The following is a 19732-nucleotide window of genomic DNA, read 5'->3' as shown; positions in this document are numbered from 1 at the left end:
GCACAGTTTTCAAACATTTATCTAGTTCATAAACTTCAAGTATTGCAAAACTTGTTTGATCATCACCGCTGCCTCAGCACGTGTGGCTGCATCTTGCGGAGCAAAAGCTGTTTCTGTTTTGCCTTTGATTAATCCTTTGCTTGCTGCTTCTGTTACGGCTTGGGTAGCGTAACCAGAGATACTAGCTTGATCGGCAAATGGAGTGCGCAATTGAGCTTCTGCTCTATCATCTCCTTGAACGAGCTGAATAGCGTTCATGATCATCACGACCATTTGCTCTCTCGTAATCCGTGAATCCGGACTAAATTTACCTTCACCAACGCCTTGAACCAAACCAAGTTTCGCTGCTGTGTTCACATCCTGTGCATACCACGCAGTTGTATTAACATCTGCAAACACATTCGTTAACGACTCCGTCGATAACCCCAGTCCTCTTACCAGTAGTGCCGCAAATTGAGCACGCGAGACTTGACTAGCTGGCGCAAACGTCCGTTCCGTCATTCCGTTAATGATCAGCTTGGATGCCAGCGTCTCAACATCCTTTTGCGCCCAATGTCCAATCATATCATCGAATGCCTTCTTGTTCTGAACGATGGTGTATAGACCATTTGCATGTCCGAAGATCGAGACTTCAGTCTTGCCGTTCTTCACGGTGAACACCGATGGCACGAATCGTAGTTGTCCCGTAACCGGATCGAACATAACAGCGGTCGCAGTCGCTGGATCTTGAATAACGCCATCCATATTTATGAAACGTGTCATAAACGGATTTCCGAAACGTTGAAGCTCTTCTTCTTTATCATTCGATTTAAGAATGACTTTGTACGCGATGATGTCGCTTACTCGTTTCATTCCTTTTTCTACTATGGATTTTTCAAACTTCTGCTCATGCTGTGAAGTCACATTATCCATTCGAATGATTAAGGTTGCACCCGCAACTTTAGCTGCTTTCTCAAGTTCTTCACGATTAAGATTGGCAAGTGGAAGTTCATAACTGCCTAAATGGCTTCTTAGTGTTATGATTGTTTCCTTATTTGCTTTCAAGCTGTTGTACAAGACATCCAATGGCAAATTGACTGCATTCCATGAATTCATTCCCGGAATCTCGATGTCAAGATTAGGGGTTCCTGTAGTTTTGTTAAGAGCTTCTAACTTCTTCGCTAAAGCTTCCTTATCGATATTAATGGTCAGGCTCGTTGTTCCGTTCTGTGCAGTTTCACTTTGTAGTTCTTTTCCTGCTGGAACATAACGATGTGGATCTTCTTTTGTAGGAGGGGTCGTTGGTGTAGGTGTAGGACTCGTTGATGTCGTTGGGTTGCCTGGATTTGTTCCTGGGCTTGGAGTAGGCTCTGGGCTGTCATTTTGACCGCTTATCATAATCTCTTTTATTCCGTAAACAGTGGTGTTATCAACGGATGTTGCAACGACTTTCACAACGCCGTTCTTCGCAGCCGTTAACAACCCATTTGTATTGATGATTGCTTTATCCGTTACAGTTTTTCCATCTGCTTCATAGACCGCCCACGTAACGGACTTATTCGTAGCATCAGCTGGTAGAACTTCCGCTTGTAACTGCAGAGTTCCTTTCTTCACTTCAATGGACGACGAAACGCTCGTGATTGAGATAGACTGTACTTTAACATGTTGATTCTTTGAAGCCTCTAATACTTGAATTGCTGAATTCAAATCATTTGTTGCTTGTTCTAACTCAGACTGTGTAGCTGAATCATTGTCATGCACTTGCTGTGCCTCCATGATCGAATCCATCAGTTTCTGTTTCGAACCTATTGGATACTGACCAACAGCCGTTCCTTCCACGACTAAATCATGAATGGCTCGTGCATCAGCGATTCGTGCGGCAAGTTGTGCTCTATTAACATCATCGCTTACGATCACATTCGCAACAGCTGGGATCACTGTGCCGTCTACCGCTCCACTTACGCTAAAGACACCCGCTTCGGCATACTGTGAAGGATCAATTACGTCCCATACAACTGATTTATTTTGGGTTGTTCCATCGCTGTATACAGCCGTTACAACTGTTGGCAGTACAGGTGGAGTTCCAATCACCGTAGCTACATTGACTGGCATGATATTTGTAATCACTGGTGCAGCTACAGGCTCCCATTTCGCATAGAGAGTAATATCATTTGCCGGAACCGTATCAACAGTAAAATCCCATACTGTATTCAAGGCTGCGTCTTGATACCAATTCACAAATTTAAATCCATCACGAGTCGGTTCTGTAGGCGCAGTAATTTTCGTACCGACTTCAACCCCATACAAGGAAGAAATCGAACTTCCTCCATTACTATTGAAGTTAATAGTCGTACCGGTCTTGAATAGAGAAGTATCCCACTCATCATGCCAACTTACCGCAATTCTGCGATTCTCGTTATCGAGTTCAATCGGAAGCCAAACATATCTGGAATCACTCAAATTACTCGGGTACCAGCGATCGGCCATAAAGATAAATTTATTCGGTACCAGAACACCATTACCATCCCGATAAGGCAGTACAAACGTGCTTTGGCTCCTGAAGGTATTTCTATTGTCATTAACCATAGGATTTCCTTTATTTTCCCACGGTCCAAACATTCCCTCAGTGGAGACGCGGTATTGGGCTTCGTTAGGATCCCAACCGGACAAACCGGACGTAATCATATAATAGACTCCGTCTTGCTTAAAGATCGTTGGTGCTTCTCTCCAATCTTTAAATGCTCTCACATAGTGAGTTCCTTCTAAGGATTCACCCTTCTCATTCTGGGCTGGACCAGTATAATCATCGTTCAACATCATGATTATGGTCGTAGCATTTTCTTCGGAAGAAAAAATCAAGTAGGCTTTGTCATCCGTCGCTTCATTACCATCGTCATCGACATACAAGGTCATATCCCGAAGCATTCCTTCATTGCCACCTTTATCACCTACATTTGGCAATCGGGATGTGCCGAGATATGTGAATGGTCCAGTCGGCGAATCGCTTACAGCAACACCACCTTCTGCTGTCCAATATTCGCCAGCAATCGGTCCGTCTTGATGCCACCACATCACATAATTGTTGTTCTTCTTGTTGTAGACGACTTTAGGACGCTCGACAACTTTATCCCAGTTGAAATCTTTATACATCTTTTGCTTCTCTTCATTCGAATAATTCGAATACAGCGCATTTAGCTCAGCGATTCGAGCTGGTGAATTATGTTTACTGAGCGTATTGTTTGGCGCTTTCATGTTACCTGTGTAATCTTCATCTTTACTTTTAATTTCTACTTTCCTATCCGGATCGTATGGAACCCCGCTATTCTTGTACGTTTCAGAATTTTCATCCAGATATAATGGCAGGTCATTTCCAGCCGGCACTACAGCTTCGCCAAGTTGAGGGTTATTGAAGACAGGCAATACGATGCCTTCATTTTGCCATTTGTACAAATCTTTGGACGAATATGCGTGAACTCCAGTAGGAAGGTAACCTTCCGTCTTGTCTTCACCGTACCAGTAATATGTCTTATTCTTCTCGTTGTACAGAATGCCTCCGCCATGTGCTTGAATCGGCACGCCTTCCGTATCTAACCATACTTCACCACTCTTAATGGAGTTTCTGTTATTTACAGTCAAATAGAGATTGTATAAGTCTTTTATCTGTCTGGTGTATTGCGAAATGCTTTCTTCGGTTAAATCACTAAGATCACCGATCGTTGTAATTTGCTTTTCTATCGCAGCTTTCACTTTTGGACTAATGTCTGACAACGTACGCAATTGATCGATTGCTGCTTGTAGTTTACTAGTATCAAAAGTCACTGTTTGTTTCTGACTAACTGCAATTTCTGCAGCGCTGAGTGTGTTACCGTCACCGCCAGTAGTTATAGCCTGAATGGCGATATACCGAGTTTCAACGGATTTGAACGTTGCGGATTGAACACTCGTGCTATAGTCATCAAAAGAGCCATTTGCTGCAAATTTGAAATTCTCGTCCAAATAAGCTTGCGTACCGACAGCGTCAGCAGGTAAATCCTTCAGGTTCGCATCACTGTAATAGATTTTGAACTGTTTGATGCGACCATTCGCTTTGTCTAGTCTTGGTGTAACAAGCACCTTCCCAACGTCAGGAACGCTCTCTCCCAGATCTATAACGATATAATCGCCAGATTTGTATTTCCGTCCGTTCTTGTCCCAGTTAGATTCGTAGAAGGTAGAAATATCGTTATCCACCATTAGATTAGCAGGATTCGCGTGATAGGCTTCTGGTGTATAGAAAAGGCTCATTCCCTTAATATTTGGATTACTGTTTTGAATATTGGATATTTCAGTTAAGATACGGCTGGCAAATTTCGCGATCTCTTCTTGTGTCGCTGTTGCGCTATTTAGCAGAGTACTAGCTCGACTAAGGATCGCGTCCAGATTTTTGAAGTAAGACTCATCTTTCCCAGAATCTGTTTTGAACTTCTCTGCAGCTTGAATTGCGCTGTCTAAGCTGGAGAAATCCACTTTATATCCCTGCTTGTTAAAAATATTGATCTCTGCAGCCGATGCATATTGCTTACCTGCATCGCTTCTCGATTCAAGTGCAGTAAATCTAACATATTTAGCACCCTGCGCATTAAAGGTTGCTGATTTCTCTGTCTTATCGGCATTCCAAGTTCCTTCTGCAACTACTTTGGTGAATTTATCACCATCGTCACTTACAGAAACTTCGAACTTAGTGACTACACCATTCCAGTCCACATCCTGTCGTGGCAAATATTGAAGTTTGTAAATACCGTTATATGCTTTACCGAGATTATAAGTAATGGAATGCGGAAGTGTTGAATATTCGTTGTTATATGCAGTATGCCATTTAGTCCAAATATCGCCATCAATAGTTTTCTCCGGTCCATCCTCAGATGCGGAGTTGTCAGACGTTGCTGTCATCTGGCTTTGTGGGATAAGTCCTTGGCCTAAAACGCTATATTCTACGTTCAGTTTGTAAACGATTTGCGTGATCTCTTCCTGTGTTGCTAAAGTGTTCTTTTGAACAACTTTGGCTTCATCCACCAAATCTTGTAATTCCGATACATTTACATTTGCGTTATTAGCTGAGATATAGTCTTCTGCTCTAGAAATTGCATTAGCGAGTAAAGTCGTATCCACTGTGAAATTGGACTTCCTCATAATATTTATCTCTGCAGCCGATGCGTACTGCGCTCCAGACCCATTACTTTCATCTACCTTTAACCTTACAAACTTCGCTTTTCGCGAAGAAAACGTTGCAGTTTTTTCAGATTTATCGTTCTTCCAGGTTCCTATCGCAACCGGTGTGAAGTTATCGCCATCCGAACTCACTTCGATGGTAAACTTCGTTACGATACCGTTCTCATCTTTATCTTGCCGAGGCAAATAGCTCAGCTTGTTGACATCATCATATTGCGCTCCAAGATCATAAGTAATCGAATGCGGTCCTGCATTATAAGGGTCCCATGACGTATGCCAATTCGTCCAATTATTCCCATCCAGTGTTCTTTCAGCTTCTTCACCAGACTGAGCACTACTTGCGGTTACCGTCATATCGCTCTGAGGAATAAGTAAGTTGCTTGTAAAGGAAGCTCCATCAATTACGAAAGTTGTAATAGATTTCGCGCCAACCTTAGCTTGCAGCATTTTATCCAAAACAGGAATTTTGCCCTTTTGTACGACATTCTCTGTCGCGGAAGAAACATAAGGCGTTGCATCCCCAGTGACCGTATCAAACTGTGACAAATCTAAAGAAATATTTTGACTGGTTACGTTAGGATTTCTATATACAACATGAATTTTTTTAGTTGAAGGATCATAAGCGGCCAACGTGTTATCGTCGGTATCCTCTATGAAACGTGCACCCTGCGGAATAAATTTACTAAATTGCTGCATGGCGTAATACTTCTTCGTATACCACCATTCTTGCGTGTCGAAATCTGCATGAAGGAGACCCCAGTTCATGTTCTCCTTATCCTTTTGCATATTCTTCTCGCTTTCAAATGCTTGCCAAGTGATCCACGCCGTAGGTTCTAGCCAAGTAATGTCCGTCATAATTCTTTCTGCCAATGCTAGTGCTGGTTCGAAATCATCATGGTCGTGGGCAACCCCAGAAGGACCTAAATCCACTTCAGACATCCACAACGTCTTGTCTGCAGCTTTCGCGGCATCTCTGATCTCAGCTCGCTTTGAACCACCGTAGGAGTGGGTATTCATTTTACCAACATTAGCTTTAGTTGTCTCATCATAAGAGTTCCAGTTATTTACAAAGGTGTCCAGAATAGATTCATCCATGGCAGCTATTTGTACAGATTGTAGATTTGCTGCATCCAATTTAGCACGTGTCGTATTTATGATCTTCATTTGAGAACCAACATCCCAGTGGGAACCCTCTTGACCCCCACCGAATCCCCAGTAACTCGTACTAGGTTCATTCACTGGTGATAGATAATTGAAGTCAATATTCCAGTCATCTTTGAAATGCTTAACCACTTCTGTCAAATAATTAGCAAAGTTCTCGTACTCATCCGGCTTCAAGTTGTCTTTTCCCGAATCCCAGTGACCAGTCGTACTTCCGCTTTCCGTCATATAATACGGAGCAGAGTTCGAGAACGCTTCCAGAATGTTGGCACCTCGTTCTTTAGCCGCCTGCAGCCACCAACGCTGATTAGCATCTTGCGCCCAATCAAATACTCCAGGTGATGGCGAGAATCCGGGTACTTCCCCTCCTTGGCGCATCGTATTGTAAGCAGGATTCTCTCCGCCGCCTATATTATATCTAGCAATATTAAAATTCAATCCGTCTGGAGAATATAGTGCATCAGCCATTGCATTTTTGACTTTATCGTTCCAACCACCAGTGATATTACCAAACCAGGCAAGTGAGGTTCCCCACCCCTCCCAAGATTGCTTCATATGGTTTGGATCTAATTTAATCGTAGTATTCGCTGCATCTACCTTCTGACCTGTTAAACCCATAAACATAGGTACGACTAAAGAAATAGAAAGAAAAGACATGGTCAACCTTCGTTTAACTGTAGTAATCATCCAGATTACCCCCTTCTCATAAAAATGATCATAGAAACCACTTCTTTACTATCTTCCGATCAACATTGCAAACTATTTTTTAGATTACAAACACCTCCTCCATAAAATGTAAACGATTACATATATGTATAAACCAACTATTCAATCATTCACAATAGGATTTGGTTGCCCCAACCTTATCCATTGAGGCAACTGCTATCCGTCTCTAATTATGCTCTGCGAATTGTAAATTCAAAATCCAAATCTATTGATGGATCAATTAAATATTCATCAAGAACTGGTGCTCCCCAGCTGTCATCACCGCCAACGCCCATTTGACGACCGGCGATCGTAACAACGGTATGATGAATGTTCGGCAGCTCATAATGATGCGTCGCATTCTCCAGCTCCATTGCCGAATATGGCGATATGTTGGCTTCAACAGGAGCTGAGACTTGTGATGATATTATAATCCCTTGACCAAGATCGTTGGTTACGGATACTTCGCGCACACCTGTACGGTTGCCCGATTCCTGCGGTACCAAATAGGACGATACATTGTCCACCGCATGATTCTGAAAGCGACACAATCTCGCGCCAAACGAACGGTCAATATAATTTTCTTCTGGCCCATTCGCATACCAATTCAGCTGGTAATAATCCGCTGGCACCTTGAAGGTTAAAGCGAAAAGGGGAAACTTCGGTAAACCCGGCTCTCCATGGTAGCTTGATTTTACCTTTATGCTCCCATCGGAGAACACCGTGTAAGTTACACTTACTCGTACTCCCTCTGACACACTCAGTTTATACACGTAAGTCACAGTCGCTCGGTCTTCTTCTTCCATAAGCTCAAAACTTAAGGTTCTTCGGCTCAAGCTTGCAGCATACCAAGTGGAAGAGTCGAAATGCATTCCCGCCCCCTTGTCGTTGTCTGTCATCGCTCTCCAGAAGAGCGGTGCCGGCGGCGAAGAGATCATTTCCCGTCCTGAATATTTGACCGATATTAGTGTACCAGCCTGCTTCGAGAACATTACAGAGAAGTCACGACCGTGAACGCCAATATTTACATCCCCTTCAACTACGCGAAAATCATTTACACTAGTGCTTACCTTAGGCTGTGTTGTAACCTCATCTTCTGACTTGTTCTCCACTTGAAATACATACTGTCCAAAAGCGATTTCATAACCAGCGCTTGCCCATAACGTATCTTCTTTGAGCACAAGAGAAACATCTAAACTATACTCACCAGACAGGTTAGTCTCTGGTAAATCAAGTTCTACATATCTTTCTTCTCCGGGTTTAACCTGGGCGAATACAATGCCTCGATGGAATTCCTTGCCCTCATAATTCAGACAATAGTTCAATTTATAAGCATCCAAGCCAACAAATAAGTTCTCATTTCTGATGATAACCCCATAGCAATCAGGGGAAAGCTTGACGTTCTGATATAGAAATTTCACTTCCTGCATTTTCGGAGACCATCTGCGATCCGCATACACAATTCCGTTTCCGGAGAAGTTGTAATCGGTTGAACGGTCATCGAAATCTCCACCATAAGCCATATAAGGTTTGCCATATCGATCATTTTTTACGATGACCTGATCCATGAAATCCCAGATAAATCCACCTTGATACATTGGATACTTCTGCTCTAGCTCTGTGTATTTATGCAATCCTCCAACGGAATTCCCCATCGCATGCATGTATTCGCAGCTAATATATGGCTTTAATGGATTCTTTTTTAGATACATTTCGATATCTGCTGCTTTCGCATACATCCGGCTTTCCATATCACTCGCATCATCATAATCCCGGTTATGGAACACCCCTTCGTAATGAACCAGACGCGTAGAATCCTTCTCACGAAAATAATTCGCTACGTTCCGAATGACTTCTCCGGCAAATGACTCGTTGCCACAGGACCAAATCAGAATCGATGGATGGTTCTTGTCTCTCTCCACCATGGAAATCGCACGATCCATTACGATATCCTGCCATTCAGGCTTACTGCCCGGTATGTTCCAAGACGGTTCAACAACACCCATTTTTTGCCATGATCCATGCGACTCTAAATTCATCTCGTCAATAACATACACACCGTATTCATCACACAGCTCATACCAGAGTGTTTCATTCGGATAGTGCGACGTCCGTACAGCGTTGATATTCGACTGTTTCAAAGTCTTTATATCCCACAGCATATCTTCTTTCGTAATACTGCGTCCGAAGCGCGAATTAAACTCGTGCCGGTTGACACCTTTGAATACAATACGTTTACCATTTAAGTGCATAATCTTATCGATCATCTCGAATTTTCGAAATCCAACCTTTTGCGGCACAACTTCCACAAGATCCCCGGATGCGTTGAAGACAGATACGTAAAGGGTATACAAATTAGGATCTTCTGCGCTCCACAGATGAACCTTTGATGCCTCAACCGTAAGCGAAACGGAATCTCCTGAAATTCCAGTCTCGCTACGAACTACAAGATTACCTGCCTTATCCTTAAGTTCAAGGACCACTTTCGAAGCAGACTCACCCATCAACTGCAATACAGCCGTTAGCGTTCCCTGCTCAAACTTCTCATCCAGATCGGTCTGAACGTGGAGATCCCTCACGTGAACATCAGGCACAGTATATAGATACACATCGCGAAAGATTCCGGAGAATCGCCAGAAATCCTGATCCTCCAACCAACTTCCGGTACTGCGCTGATAGACCTCAACCGCCAGCTTATTCTCACCTGCCGTCAAGTACGGTGTCAGATCAAATTCACTCGGCGTAAAGCTATCCTCGCTATAGCCAACAAACTCCCCATTTAGCCAGATATAAAAAGCGGATTCAACTCCCTGAAAAGAGATATACAGTGGACGTTGCTCCCAGCCTAAAGGCACTTCAAAATATTTAACATAGCTGCCTACAGGATTGTGATCCTCAGATATCATTGGAGGTCTAAGATGCTCATGACCATCCCATGGATACATCGTATTCACGTACTGAGGCTGCCCAAAACCCTGAAGCTGGATATGTCCAGGAACCTCAATATTATCCCATCCTCTACAGGACACGTTCTCCTTATAAAAATGCCCCTGTCGTTCCATAGCATTGTGGGCGTAGCTAAATTTCCAGCTTCCGTTCAGGCTATGGCGCCAACGCATATCTCCAAGCCCTTCGGCTTCAAATTTCGTCTCGTAATACCGATGATCGGAGTGCGCCTGTATTCTGCCTACTGCATAAATGGAAGGGTCTGACAACCATTCCAGGCTTGGAGTGACGCCCCGTTCAACCTGCTGCTTCATCTAATTTTCCTCCTTCTGCTATTAAAATGATCGCTTTCTTATTTAACTGAACCCGTCATACCAGCCACAAATTGCTTTTGCATCATGAAGAATACAAGTGCAGTCGGCAGAGTCGTAATGACAATCGCGGACATAATCAGACCATAGTCAGGCGCATAACCCGAACCAAGATTCGATATTAGCAATGGCACGGTCATATTTTCTGGTGATTGCAATACGATCAAAGGCCATAAATAGTTGTTCCAGCTGTTAAGGAAGGTGATAATCGCCGCGGCAGCATAAGTTGATTTCATCGTTGGCATATATATGCGGAAGAATAAACCAAATTCCGAAAGACCATCGATGCGACCGGCTTCCATCATTTCTTTAGGAAACATTTTTGTGTTTTGACGGAAGAAGAAAATTAAGAATGCTGTTGTAAATGTCGGCATAATAACTGCTGCTGCCGTATCGATACCAAGGAACGGCACAACACTCGATACTTTGGCAAACATTTGAAATAGAGGTACCATGATTGCCGCGAACGGAATCATCATAGAGGCTAGTAAGATATTAAATACGATATCTTTACCACGGCTGCGGTACATTTCAAAACCATATCCAGCCGCTGATGCTACCAATAGTGAAAGTAAAGTAGTAACAACAGAGATTTTTGCAGAGTTCCAAAGAGCTTGCCACATATCTACGGAATTGAACAGATTGTCAATATTTTTAAAGAGATGCGCACCTGGTAGTAATGTCCCTTTAGTTACATCAACCGACTGATTCGTGGCACTAATAACCATCCAGATAAATGGAAAGATAGAGATCAGCGCAGCGATGACTAGAAACAGGTAAGTAAACATGCGTTTAGTTTTCATTATCTCTTGTCTCCTCCTACTTTGTTCTGAATCAGCGTCAGAATGAGTACCATTACAACAATCGAGTAGGAGACGGTTGCAGCGTATCCAAAGTCAGGTGTGTATTCAAAGGAAAGGTTGTAAATATATTGGGAAATCGACATGGTTGCATTGCCGGGTCCACCTTTCGTGATGTTAACCACCTCATCAAACAACTGAAGTGTTCCAATGGTCGATGTTATCGTCGTAAACAAGATAATCGGTTTCAATAGAGGAATTGTAATTTTGAAAAATTGAGTAAATGCACTAGCGCCATCTATGTGAGCAGCTTCATAAATAGATTTGTCTACATTTTGCAGGGATGATAAATAGAAAATCATATTATAGCCAGTAAAGCGCCAGGTGATAGCAATGATGATCGTAACTTTGGCCCAGAAGGGGTCAGTAATCCATTGAATCGGTTCGCTGATTAGATGAAGATTCACCAGAAATTTGTTAATGATCCCTTCGGCTCCAAACATGTACTTGAAAACAACGGAATACGCTACAAGTGAGGTTACCGTCGGCAGAAATATAGCCGTTCTGAAAAAACCCTTAAATTTCAGTCTATCGTCATTTAGCAGGACGGCGATAAAGAGCGCCAGTACCAGCATGACTGGAACCTGAATAATCAAATAAATAAATGTATTTTTGACGGCAGTAAGAAAAGTAGTATCGCTAAACAATCGAATATAGTTATCTAGTCCGGTAAACTGAAGATTGTTGCCTCTACCCGTCTTAAAGGATAGAATTAACGCTTGGATCATTGGATAAAAATAGAAAATACTGATCATAATGACCGGCACAAGGACGAATAACCAACCCGTCAGACGGATCTGCCGTGACCCTTTAGAGCTCTTATGTTTTTGCGGGCTTAGCCCTGTCTTTATAGTTTCCACTCCACTCCGCACCCTTCTGTCTTATATATTAGAGATGAAAGCCCCTGCTACCTATCCTTCTGTATAAATCCAATTTACAGGAGAAGAAGGAGCAAGGGCATCGGTTGTACAGCCTAAGTGCGATTAGCGAATTTGAGTATCCGCTTGCTTCTGCGCATCTTTCAGAACAGTGTCTACATCTTTGCCACCTAGATAAGATTGTACTGCTACAACCATAATGTCCTCGATTGCGTAAGTGTTCATGCCATAGTTGACGTTAGGAATTTGCTCGGTCCATGCTGCAAAGTCTGATACGACCTTTTGGCCTTTGAAAAATTCATCCGCAGCTGAGTAAGCTTCACCGCTCGCCGCAGCTTTCAAGGTGCCGATAACACCAACTTTTGTATTCAACGTCTGATACAGTTCAGCATCAGAAGCAAAAGTCTTAGATAGGAACTCAGCTGCTGCTTCTTTACCATCTACATTCATTACGTACCAGGAACTACCTCCAAGGTTGGAAGCGTGAACAGAGCCTTCTGTTGCTCCTAACTTAGGTAGTGGAGCTACTGCCCATTTACCAGATTGAGAAGCTTCTGCTTTAATCGAAGGTGTAATCCAGTTACCTGTAGGTACACTAGCCACTTCACCACCATTGAATGCACCTACAAACTGACTCCAGTCTGAAATTACTTTTACGATCCCGGAATCCATCATTTCTTTGTACATCACAAGTGCCTCTTTCAAAGCAGGGTTGCTTTCTATAGTCGGAGTCTGACCATCATCTCCGGTATACCATGCGCCCGCCGATTGGATCATCACTCGGATAAGACCAAGGTCGTTCGGATCAAGTGTTAGCATGCTTTTGCCGGTTTTCTCTTTTACAGCTTTACCGATCTCGATATATTGCTTCCAGTCGATATCCTGTAATGCATCCAGGCTATAGCCTGCTTGCTCGAGATAGTCTGTCCGTACATACATTCCAGTTACGCCAGAGTCAAACGGAACACCGTATTGTTTGCCGTCAACACTGGTAGGGCCAATCTTATAATCCGCAAAGTCAGCAGCCTTTACAACATCCGTCAATTCATAAAAAGAATCTGGATATGCTTGTAAGAAGCTCTGTGCACGATAATCTTCAATCAACACAATGTTAGGCAGACCCTTCGTTGAACCAGAGTTTAGCCCCGTATTCAGCTTTTGAACGATATCAGCTTGCGCGTTCTCAACGACGTTAACCGTTACGTCCGGATTAACTTTCGCATAAGCATCTTTGGCAACATTCATAGCGGCAATGTTAAACGCCGGGTCCCAAGCCCAAACTGTAATCTCTTTTGGCTTGCTGCTACCTTCGGCACCGGAGTTACCAGAGTTGCTCGTTTCATTTTTCGTTCCACCTGTGGAACATGCCGACAGTAGAACCACACTAGCTAGCATTACGGATAATAATTTTTTCACTACGTAAACCCCCTTGATAGTCTGAAAAATAATAAAGATGGAAGCGTTTTCTCTGCTACGCCTCCATCTTATCATTTTGTATTCGTTTTCTTTGGCAGTATCTTTGTTAGCTTTGGTGATATTATTGGGTCCTATTTTGATTCTCATATCGACTCTGGTACTATTTTTAGATTCATGTAAAATTTTTAGTTTTTTAACAATGGAAGCGTAACAACGATTTGTGTACCTTCATTCCGTTTGCTTGTAATATTAATCCCGTATCTCTCACCGTATAACAATTTGATTCTGTCATCCACATTCCGTATACCGATCCCGGAGAACAGTTGGCGTTTGTGCTTCGAAGCTGGTAGCTGCTCCTCTTCCAGCAAATTCGGGTCAAGATCCATTCCATCACCGTTATCTACAACTTCACATACTAGTTGCTCTTCCTGCACGGAAATCATGATGAGAATTCTTCCCTCATCTTTAAGGTTGAATGCATGAAAGAATGCATTTTCGATAAAAGGTTGAAGAATTAGCTTCGGCATATGATAATCCAAGCTCTCTGGCTCCACAAAGTAATTCACACGGATCTTCTCACCATATCTCACGTGATTGATATACACATAATGCTTCAACGACTCCAATTCTTGACTAACAGGAATAGTAGAATGAACATCGCTTACTGTATTTTGCAGGAGTGAGATTAGTGAATTTATCGTTCCAGCTGCTTTTTCCTTATTGCCCTGCTGCACCAGAAATTTGATAGAAGCCAGCGTATTATATAAAAAATGTGGGTTAATCTGCATTTGGAGTGCCGCCAGCTCCGCATTACGTTGTTGCTTCTGAGTCTCCATCAGCTTATCAACATAATCATGAAGTGAATCAAGCATAAAATTGAAGGCGTTACCTAACTCCTTAACTTCATAACTACTATTAGTGACATCTACATGATTATCGAAATCACCTGTAGGAATACTCGACATCTGTTTAACGAGTACACGTAAGGACTTCGTCATTTTTCGGGTAATCAAAAAAACAATAATGAGCGATATTGCCACGATAGCCATGATTGTCAGTGTCACCGCTTTGGCATTCACCATCTGTCCGGTCACGGCGTTCTTATCTATCAGGTTCACCATATAAAAATCAAATTCAGGTAAGTATTCCGAGAAAACAATTCGTTCATTCCCCATCACATAGGTAGAATCGCCATTTTTTCCTCCATCCTCTACTTCTTGCAGCAGCTTTTTATCGCGGAGCCCAATCATTTCTGTCTTGCTGCTGGATACAATTAATCCCTTCTTATTCAGCAACACGACGTCATTACCCTCACTCGTAAAGTTAGCATAAAAGGGCTTGAAATCTCGATCACGAATGGCTACGTACATGGTGCCATAAATTCTTCCGGTCGAATGATCAAATAAAGCTTTGGAAGCTACCAGCATAGGCTCTTTCACGTTCTCTTTATTTTCCCTTAGATCGAGCTGGTACAGGATTTGATCAGGATGGGATATGGTTTCCTTCGTTATTGGGTGAGCCATTAGTTCATCTGCAGAAATGTCCCAATACCAAGGATCTGTTGAATAACTCCTGCCATTTACACCCACGATCATGATACCAACATCAACGGCGCTGAGGTTAGAGCGGATTGCCCGCATGCCCTCTGTCATGTGATATGTTTTGATCGCAAGATTCACTGCATCCGTCTCTCCGCTAGATAAATAATTCCGGATAGCTTCATTTTGAGCCATCATAGTAGCACCGGTAGCAATAATATTGTTATACGATTCCAGGTTTGTCTTCATCTGATTCAGCAGTTTGCCGTTTGTAATACTAAAGGTCTGTAAAAATAATTTCTCCGACATACTAATTGTAATAGCCAGCGTCAAGAGTGATACAGTTACGATGCTAATCAGGGTCACGAGAAACAGCTTGAGGAATAAGCCCTGCTTTCTAATATTGTTAATGAAATTTCCAATCATGGCTGCTCTACGTCCCGTCTCCGGTACCGGCTTGGAGAAATGCCAGTCTGCTTTTTAAATACCTTGGTGAAATAACTCTGATCTGAATATCCCACGATTGCGCTAATATCAGAAATTGATTTTTCTGTTGTCTCGAGCAATTCCATAGCTTTTTCCAAACGGACTTTATTCAGGTACTCACTAAAGCCTTCTCCATTATGGGCAGTAAAATAACTTGATAAATAAGAAGCATTGAAGTGGAACTGTCTAGCTACCCCTGTCAGTGTGATCGGATCTGCATAATGATTCTGAATATATTCGAGTAGCTTTGTCATATTGGGGTTAACCGATGAATTCGTCTCACCAATCGTGCGCTCAACTTCTCGAATGAATGCTTCGGTAACAGCAATAGCATCACTTGCATACATCGCTTCATCTATTTTTCGGAAGTAGTCGTATTTGGTCTCCTCCAGACCTCCGATCTCACACTTCATTTTTCCAAGCGTGGTCGCTACGTTAAATATAAAGTTGCCCAATAGCGATTTAAATTCGAAAATATCAATGCGATAATCCATTGAACGCAGATGGACATATTCAAGAAACTCTGTAAATGCCTTCTGGAATTGCTTACGTCTCAACTGGTCCATTAATTCTCCCATATCAATTTCCTGATATGCACCCGGAAGACCCGGCAAATGATCATTCTCAATCAGACTTCGTTCTGGCAAGTAGAAACTGTATCGTGTAAGCTTCAAGTAATTGTCTCGATAAATCTCACCAAGTCTCTCAAAGTGCGCGAAGCTCTGACTGATAATAAAATGTGTTTCTCTCACACGATGTTCTATTTCTGAGATCAGATAACGGAGTTCAATCACAAGCTCGTCCCAATGTTCTGGATTAACGTTAAGCAAATAAATGACCGAGTCGTTAACAAACTTTAACCGAATAAACACAACATCGTCCAATGCTAACTTTTGAATTCCTCTTTCGATTTCATTTGCGAACGTTAACTTATCACCAGAATCTTTAATATGCTTCATATCTGCTCCGAAAAATGCGAATTGTGCGTGTGGAAACTTGGAATGAAGCAAAGCAGGTTCTAGCACTGACTCATATCCCGTCATGAGCTTCTCGATCGCGAACAAAAGCTGCTTTTCCTCTGGATCGGCCCCTGAGTCTCTTATCTTCATCCCTGCCATCTTAGCTGTAGTTTTATTTAGGATAGACAACAGATAATCGGCTTCCAGTTTCGGCTTAAGGATGTAATCCGCTACCCCACTCTGAAATGTGGAACGGACATAATCGTATTCACTGAAACTGCTTAAGACGATTACTTCAATGTGTGGGTACTTCTCCTTAACGATCTTGACTAGCTTCTCCCCGCCCATTATTGGCATTACGATATCCGTAATAATAATATGAGGATTCAGCTCATCCATCATACTCAGTGCTTCAACACCGTTAGACGCCTCCCCGATGATTCGATACCCTTCTTGTTCCCAATCCAAAAGATGTTTAATTCCCTGTCTAACCAGCATCTCGTCATCCACAATCATAATCTTAAATATTGGTTTCATATCTGCCCCCTTGCAGCTGTTCAACCTGTTATTATGTTCATTCACTGATTGAACAAATTTAAAAAGTCATACAAATGATCAGAACGCCGTTCCTCCATACTATCGTAGCATTGGATGTAACCGTTTTCTATTTATCTGTTACAGTTCAATCCTTCCGACTTGAAGCGACCTTCTATACAAATAAAGCCTTGAGACTTACTTAAATTTGTTTAAACCAAATAATAGTCCTCACCAGCAATTATGGTCAAGTCCCCATTTTCAAATCCAATTCCAAGCACAAGTTAATTCATTTGATTTATAATAATGATATATCGAATTACAATAAATTAATATTGATTCGCGAGTGTTTTTTGTGTATTATATGGTTATCAAGCAAAGGAGAATGTCATATGAAAAAGAAATATCTATTAGCCGCTTCACCATTATTATTAAGCATCATCAGTTTAATGATCTCACGTATGGTGGGTTCAAGCGTGGGACCGGATGGAATCTTGCATGAGCCGGCTTTCTTCTTAATTCCGCTTAGTTACCTATTTTTTTTCTGCAGTATTGTAGCATTTCTATTCGTAGGTCTCGGGTCAGTCCTCAATAAAAGAAAAAAGATTTCGTAATAGCGTTGTATGGGGACATTAACTTTCATAGCAAAAAGAAAGAAGCCGCAATCTATCGCGGCTTCTTCTGTGTTGGATGTTCATTTTAAATTTGACATGAACTCTATAAACTCAATTTCTGCTGGAGTAAGACTACCAGCTCTTCAGCTGTATCCCAAACGATTGGACGGATATTCTTCACTTGTACGAAAAGATCATTAGCATCGCTGCTGTTCACAGTCCAAATCACTGGAATGTTCAACCCGAGCGCATATCCTGCAGTAAAATACACTTCAGGGGATTGGCCGGTTAAATCAGCGATAATCAGTTTACTCTCCTCTATAAGCTCTAAGGAATACGGTTCACGGTTATGCATTGACGTATGCCTTAGTAACCGTGGTATATAACCAAACTGCTCGATTTTAGGAAGCAGCTTATCCACCCACTCCGTGTGCAAATCCTCCGCATCTGACAATAGAACGATACAGGGTTTTAATTTTTTGCCTCCTGCGATTGCGGCAGCTTCATTCCATCCCTTGTCCGTCAGCTTAAAGGTCATGCCTTCCCTGATCATAAACTGCTCGTTAATCAGCTTATCTATGATATATACCAGTTCTTGTAGATTAGGCGAATACGTTAGGTTATAGCTACTGGAGAGTGGCTGAATAACAACGGATTCCCCAGGGGCTTCAGAATGTCTGTATAAGTATTGCAGTAAACGGTTTCCTTTATCTTCAATCGTCACTGGAATTTTCGAGGAATTTACAATGGATTCTAAATCGTCGGCCGATAGACTGACCTTTTCTCCACGATCTGTCAGCTCCCGTATATAAGCCGATATCACATGAAACATATCGCGTTTCTTTGGATGCGCGAGAGAATTTATAGGCTCATAGCTGTCTCTCAATAAGTTATAGAACCCGTCAGGAGAACAATTACAGCCTAAAAATCTATCGTAATCACCTTCCGATGTAATGGATACCATCTCATCACAGAACAAGCAGTATTTCTTAATCATTACAACTCATCACCTCTTATTCATTGATATCCCCTTACCTTACCAAGAATATCTTAAAAAGTAGACAAGAAGATATTTCCTTTAGCACTGAACAAAGAAGTGAAACATCATAAATGTCCACAAAAAGACACTGACTTGTATCCGTGTCTTTTTATGGTCCGATGAGTATTTTTTTGGTTTTTGATATGCTCATTTAAAGCTGTTGATAGTATTATTTTTATATAAATAGCGAAAAAAATCATATTGACTCATTATTTGAAATTAAAGTATATTCTTAGCAAATGAACCATTATTTATTTATATTTTATGTATTTACTTTTGAGGATAGAGTCCTTTTTCAGATTCTATCGAATGACATGCAATACATTTACTGATTTAGGAGGTGATTAAGTTGAATACATAAAACTTGTTTTTAAAATGGACAAGCGGCAGGTTAAGAAATTAATTAAAATTGAAGAAGGAGTGTATTTTCATGAAACGAGTTCAAATTAGGTACGGAGTGAAAATGTTTTTGGCACTTGTGTTAGTTGTATCTGCATCGTCACTCGCACTAACTTCAACGACGCACGCTGGAGTGCCAATTCCTCTCAAAATTATCAATGAACACAGCAATAACGTGCTGTCAGTCAGCGGAGCGGATTCACAAGCAGACGGTGCGCTTATCGTACAATACATCGATCAAGGAGCAGAGTATCAAAAATGGTATCTCGAAATTGCAGAAAACGGATATTATAATTTCAGAAACATAGCTAGCGGAGATTTATTGGATGTCAACGGAGCATCTTCATCCGATGGGGCCAGTGTTATTCAATGGCCGAGCAATAACGGGTGGAACCAACAGTGGGAGCTTATTCCAACTGGTGAAAAAAACATGTATAAAATTAAAAACCGAGCCAGTGGCAAGTTATTGGATATATCGGGACAAGATAAAACCAGCGGTGCGCAGGCCATTCAATGGAGTGATAACGGCGGTCACAATCAGCACTGGTATATAGAATATATACGAAAAAATTAAGCTATTGCCAAATACAAGAAATGGCGGTGCAGGGAAACATCCCGAGCATCGCCATTTCTTAATTT

At 41.9% G+C, this 19732-nt stretch carries 10 protein-coding genes; 2 read left to right on the top strand and 8 right to left on the bottom strand.

Features of this window, described 5'->3' with window-relative positions:
* Positions 1-21: 21 nt before the first annotated feature.
* The 7 genes from MKY99_RS14515 to MKY99_RS14485 form a co-directional block, all read right to left on the bottom strand.
* Positions 22-7035, bottom strand: coding sequence for a discoidin domain-containing protein (locus MKY99_RS14515; protein WP_339271279.1), 7014 nt, complete (start codon positions 7033-7035; stop codon positions 22-24).
* A 209-nt stretch (positions 7036-7244) separates the two neighbouring features.
* Positions 7245-10313 carry a glycoside hydrolase family 2 TIM barrel-domain containing protein gene (locus tag MKY99_RS14510; protein ID WP_339271277.1) on the bottom strand — a complete coding sequence of 1023 codons (3069 nt, stop codon included), beginning with the start codon at positions 10311-10313 and terminating at the stop codon, positions 7245-7247.
* A 38-nt stretch (positions 10314-10351) separates the two neighbouring features.
* The gene (locus MKY99_RS14505) at positions 10352-11173 is read right to left on the bottom strand and encodes a carbohydrate ABC transporter permease (protein ID WP_076299057.1); all 822 of its coding nucleotides are present in this window, start codon (positions 11171-11173) and stop codon (positions 10352-10354) included.
* Positions 11173-12081, bottom strand: a complete 909-nt coding sequence (locus MKY99_RS14500; RefSeq protein WP_076285839.1) for a sugar ABC transporter permease — start codon at positions 12079-12081, stop codon at positions 11173-11175. Before MKY99_RS14500 ends, MKY99_RS14505 begins: the two co-directional genes overlap by 1 nt.
* 132 nt (positions 12082-12213) lie before the next feature.
* Complete coding sequence (locus tag MKY99_RS14495) at positions 12214-13524, bottom strand: extracellular solute-binding protein (protein ID WP_042188169.1); 1311 nt, start codon at positions 13522-13524, stop codon at positions 12214-12216.
* A gap of 185 nt (positions 13525-13709) precedes the next feature.
* Positions 13710-15488 (bottom strand): sensor histidine kinase, encoded by a 1779-nt coding sequence (locus tag MKY99_RS14490; RefSeq protein WP_339271275.1) that lies wholly within the window; start codon positions 15486-15488, stop codon positions 13710-13712.
* Positions 15485-17044: a response regulator transcription factor gene (locus tag MKY99_RS14485; RefSeq protein ID WP_339271273.1), complete on the bottom strand. Its 1560-nt coding sequence runs from the start codon at positions 17042-17044 to the stop codon at positions 15485-15487. Before MKY99_RS14485 ends, MKY99_RS14490 begins: the two co-directional genes overlap by 4 nt.
* Positions 17045-17433: 389 nt before the next feature.
* Between MKY99_RS14485 and MKY99_RS14480 the strand changes: the two genes are divergently transcribed.
* Positions 17434-17655, top strand: a complete 222-nt coding sequence (locus MKY99_RS14480) for a DUF3955 domain-containing protein (protein ID WP_339271271.1) — start codon at positions 17434-17436, stop codon at positions 17653-17655.
* A 103-nt stretch (positions 17656-17758) separates the two neighbouring features.
* On the opposite strand, the gene MKY99_RS14475 is transcribed toward MKY99_RS14480, so the two are convergent.
* A complete protein-coding gene (locus MKY99_RS14475; RefSeq protein WP_042188161.1) occupies positions 17759-18652 on the bottom strand; it encodes a hypothetical protein in 894 nt (297 codons plus the stop codon).
* A 472-nt stretch (positions 18653-19124) separates the two neighbouring features.
* Between MKY99_RS14475 and MKY99_RS14470 the strand changes: the two genes are divergently transcribed.
* Positions 19125-19667 carry an RICIN domain-containing protein gene (locus MKY99_RS14470; protein WP_076285732.1) on the top strand — a complete coding sequence of 181 codons (543 nt, stop codon included), beginning with the start codon at positions 19125-19127 and terminating at the stop codon, positions 19665-19667.
* Positions 19668-19732 lie beyond the last annotated feature (65 nt).

Source organism: Paenibacillus sp. FSL R5-0470 (assembly GCF_037975205.1).
In the GTDB taxonomy this organism is placed as follows: domain Bacteria; phylum Bacillota; class Bacilli; order Paenibacillales; family Paenibacillaceae; genus Paenibacillus_AQ.
The sequence above is the reverse complement of the archived record's forward strand: the minus strand, read 5'-3'. Positions and strand labels throughout refer to the sequence as shown.

Excerpts from the sequence above, each read along its gene's own strand:
- MKY99_RS14485 (WP_339271273.1), bottom strand. The coding sequence starts at position 17,044 with ATGAAACCAATATTTAAGATTATGATTGTGGATGACGAGATGCTGGTT.
- MKY99_RS14470 (WP_076285732.1), top strand. The coding sequence starts at position 19,125 with ATGAAACGAGTTCAAATTAGGTACGGAGTGAAAATGTTTTTGGCACTT.
- MKY99_RS14505 (WP_076299057.1), bottom strand. The coding sequence starts at position 11,173 with ATGAAAACTAAACGCATGTTTACTTACCTGTTTCTAGTCATCGCTGCG.
- MKY99_RS14480 (WP_339271271.1), top strand. The coding sequence starts at position 17,434 with ATGAAAAAGAAATATCTATTAGCCGCTTCACCATTATTATTAAGCATC.
- MKY99_RS14475 (WP_042188161.1), bottom strand. The coding sequence starts at position 18,652 with ATGATTAAGAAATACTGCTTGTTCTGTGATGAGATGGTATCCATTACA.
- MKY99_RS14515 (WP_339271279.1), bottom strand. The coding sequence starts at position 7,035 with ATGATTACTACAGTTAAACGAAGGTTGACCATGTCTTTTCTTTCTATT.
- MKY99_RS14490 (WP_339271275.1), bottom strand. The coding sequence starts at position 15,488 with ATGATTGGAAATTTCATTAACAATATTAGAAAGCAGGGCTTATTCCTC.
- MKY99_RS14510 (WP_339271277.1), bottom strand. The coding sequence starts at position 10,313 with ATGAAGCAGCAGGTTGAACGGGGCGTCACTCCAAGCCTGGAATGGTTG.